Source organism: Streptomyces sp. SID5785, from assembly GCF_009870065.1.
Lineage (GTDB): Bacteria > Actinomycetota > Actinomycetes > Streptomycetales > Streptomycetaceae > Streptomyces.
On record NZ_WWIA01000706.1, the window covers coordinates 1 to 3,264 of the forward strand.

Below are 3,264 nucleotides of genomic sequence, written 5' to 3' on the forward strand. Positions count from 1 at the left end.
GCGGCCGGCGGGGCCGCCTGGGCGCCGACCCGCGGGTCGACCGGGGCGGTGCGCGGACCCTGCGGGGTCTGCGGAGTCTGCGGAGTCTGCGGAGTCTGCGGGGCGGGCGTGCCCTGCGAGGGCACCGCGCGGATCGTCATCGTGCCGTCGGTGCGCGGCGTCCGGCCCTCACCGGGGCGCACGGCGCGGATCGCGACGGTGCCGTCCGTGCGCTCCGGCGTCACGGGCGGGGTCGCCGGCGGCTCGTCGGCGGGTGCGTCGGTGCCGGGCGCCGCCGGGCCACCGCCCCAGGACACGCGCCGGTCCTGCTCGCCGCCGAAGCCGGACTGGCGTGCGGCGTCGGCCTGCCAGACGGACGACGGCTCCTGCGCGGCGGCCTCCGGCGAGGAGAACTGCGGTGACGCGGAGGTCTCGGGGCCCCTCTCCGTGCGGACCGAGGGCTCCTCGTCGAGGAAGACGGGGCCGGTCTCCTCGGCGGGCGCGGGCTCCGGGGACGCCGGGGCGGGCGCGGGCGCGGCCGAGCCGGGGGCCGGCAGGGGCGTGCCGTCGGACGGGGCGGGGCGGCTCGTGCCGGGGACCCAGGAGGCCCCGTTCCAGTACCGGACATATCCGGGAATGGACGGGTCGGGGTAATAGCCTTCGCGGGGCCTGTCGTCACCGGGGGCCGGGGTTGGGGCGCTCATGTCCGTCGTCCCGTATCTGCTCGGGGGTCTTGTTGTGGCCTCCACATCTATCAGACCGGCCCCCGTGCCCGTGCCGCTCCGCCGGTACCGGCCCCCGTAAGAGAGGCCTGAGGGGCCTTCGCCCGGGTCCCGGGGAAAAACTTCTGAGAACTTTGCGGAAGTCGCGTAATGCCGCGCCCGTACCGCGCTCTCACCTTGCACGGGCCCGCCCGAGGGCCCGCAGCGAGGAAAGGAAGCGCACGACATGTACACCACCGTGGAACGCGAGCTGGAGCTCAGGCTGGTGCTCTCGCCCGAGCGCAGCATCCCCGTCCCGGCCCGCCTCACCTACCGCTCCGACGACCCGTACGCCGTCCACATCTCCTTCCACATCGGCTCCGACCACCCGGTCAACTGGACGTTCGCCCGCGAGCTGCTCGTCGAGGGCGTCTTCCGGCCCTGCGGCCACGGCGACGTGCGGGTGTGGCCGACGAAGGTCGAGGGGCGCAGCGTCGTGCTGATGGCGCTGAGTTCGCCGGACGGCGACGCGCTGCTCGAGGCGCCCGCCGCGCAGGTCTCGGCCTGGCTGGAGCGGACGCTGCGGGTGGTCCCTCCGGGCTCTGAGGCCGAGCGGCTCGGCATCGACGACGGCCTCGCCGAGCTGCTCGCTCCCCTTCCGGCCGACGACCTCTACCTGCGCGACCCGTGGGCGTCGGACGAGTCGTCGTCCGACGAGCGGTGAGCGGCGGGCGACGGGGGCACGCGGAACAGGCGATATCCGGACCCGGCGGCGCCGGGTCCGGACACGGGAGGGATCAGAACAGCTTTCCGGGGTTGAGGAGGCCCAGCGGGTCGAAGGCCGTCTTCACCGCCTGCTGGACCTCGACGCCGACCGGGCCGAGCTCGCGCGCCAGCCACTCCTTCTTGAGGACGCCGACGCCGTGCTCGCCCGTGATCGTGCCGCCGAGCTCCAGACCGAGCGCCATGATCTCGTCGAACGACTCGCGGGCGCGGCGGCCCTCGTCGGCGTCCTGCGCGTCGAAGCAGACGGTGGGGTGCGTGTTGCCGTCGCCGGCGTGGGCGCAGACGCCGATGGTCAGCGCGTACTTCTCGGCGATCCGGTCGACGCCGGCGAGGAGTTCGGCGAGCCGGGAGCGCGGCACGCACACGTCGTCGATCATCGTCGTGCCCTTGACCGCCTCCAGCGCGACCAGGGACAGCCGGCGCGCCTGGAGCAGCAGCTCCGACTCGGCGGCGTCCTCCGCGGGCACGACCTGGGTGGCGCCCGCCGCCTCGCACAGCGCGCCGACGGCGGCCAGGTCCGCGGCCGGGTCCGGGGTGTCGAACGCGGCGAGGAGGAGCGCCTCGGTGGTCTCGGGCAGCCCCATGTGCGCCATGTCGTTGACCGCCTTGACGGTTGTACGGTCCATCAGCTCCAGCAGGGACGGCACGTGGCCGCCCTCCATGATCCGGCAGACGGCGTCGCAGGCGGCGTCCGTCGACGCGAACTCGGCGGCGAGGACCAGCTGTTGCGGCGGCTGCGGCTTGAGCGCGAGCGTCGCCCGGACCACGATGCCGAGGCTGCCCTCTGAGCCGACGAACAGGCGCGTCAGGTCGTAGCCCGCGACGCCCTTGGCCGTGCGCCGGCCGGTGGACAGCAGGCGCCCGTCGGCGAGGACGACGTCGAGGCCGAGCACGTACTCGGCCGTCACCCCGTACTTCACACAGCACAGGCCGCCGGATGCGGTGCCGATGTTCCCGCCGATGGTGCACGTCTCCCAGCTGGAGGGGTCCGGCGGGTAGTACAGGCCGTGTTCGCCCACCGCGCGGGAGAGCGTGGCGTTGACGACGCCCGGCTCGACGACCGCGATCCGGTCGACCGGGCTGATCTCCAGGATGCGGTCCATCTTGATCAGCGAGAGCACGATGCAGCCGTCGGAGGCGTTGGCCGCGCCCGACAGGCCCGTGCGGGCACCCTGCGGGACGACCGGCACGCGCAGTGCGGTGGCGGTGCGCATGACGTGCTGGACCTGCTCGACCGTGCGCGGCAGCACGACGACGGCCGGGGCGCCCGCGTCGCAGAAGCTCGCCATGTCGTGGGCGTAGGAGGCGGTGATGTCGGGGTCGGTGACGACGGCCTCTGCGGGCAGCCCGTCCCGGAGCAGTTCGACGAGGGTGCGGCTCATGATCACAGACTGGCACCCGGGGCCATCGGTGTGAACCCGTCCGTGGCCTCCTTCCTGTGCTCTTCGTATTGACGCAAGGTGTGCGCCATGGCCCACACCGAGACCGCCGAGTCAGCCGGGACCGCCGATCCCGCCGAGCGCGCCGCGACCGCCGGGCCCGGCGCGTGGAACCATCCGCGGCGGCGCCGGCCGCTCCCGGCACGGCGGACACTGACCGTCGCGGCCGCCGTGGTCGCGGGGTGCGCGCTGCTCGGCGGGGCGCTGGTCCTGCTGCCCGACGACGAGCCGCCCGGCACCGGGGCGCTGCCCGACCTCTCCGCGCTGATCCGCGAGCGCGAGGCCGGGGTGCGGGCCCGCCCGCGCGACCACGCGGCGCTCGCCGAGCTCGGCGCCGCGTACGTCGAGCGCGCCGAGCG

General features: G+C 74.7%; 3 protein-coding genes and 1 pseudogene. 2 read left to right on the plus strand and 2 right to left on the minus strand.

Annotation, left to right across the window (positions count from 1 at the left end; all coding sequences use genetic code 11):
* The coding region (locus GTW43_RS23225) for a DUF2510 domain-containing protein (RefSeq protein WP_161303954.1) at window positions 1–683 on the minus strand (683 nt) is incomplete at its 3' end.
* Between the two features lie 244 nt (window positions 684–927).
* On the opposite strand from GTW43_RS23225, the gene GTW43_RS23230 reads away from it, so the two are divergent.
* A complete protein-coding gene (locus GTW43_RS23230; protein WP_161303955.1) occupies window positions 928–1,404 on the plus strand; it encodes an SsgA family sporulation/cell division regulator in 477 nt (158 codons plus the stop codon).
* 73 nt (window positions 1,405–1,477) lie between these two features.
* On the opposite strand, the gene GTW43_RS23235 is transcribed toward GTW43_RS23230, so the two are convergent.
* The gene (locus GTW43_RS23235) at window positions 1,478–2,848 is read right to left on the minus strand and encodes an FAD-linked oxidase C-terminal domain-containing protein (protein ID WP_161303956.1); all 1,371 of its coding nucleotides are present in this window, start codon (window positions 2,846–2,848) and stop codon (window positions 1,478–1,480) included.
* Between the two features lie 87 nt (window positions 2,849–2,935).
* Between GTW43_RS23235 and GTW43_RS37615 the strand changes: the two are divergent.
* A pseudogene (locus GTW43_RS37615) lies at window positions 2,936–3,264 on the plus strand (hypothetical protein); the annotation flags it as partial.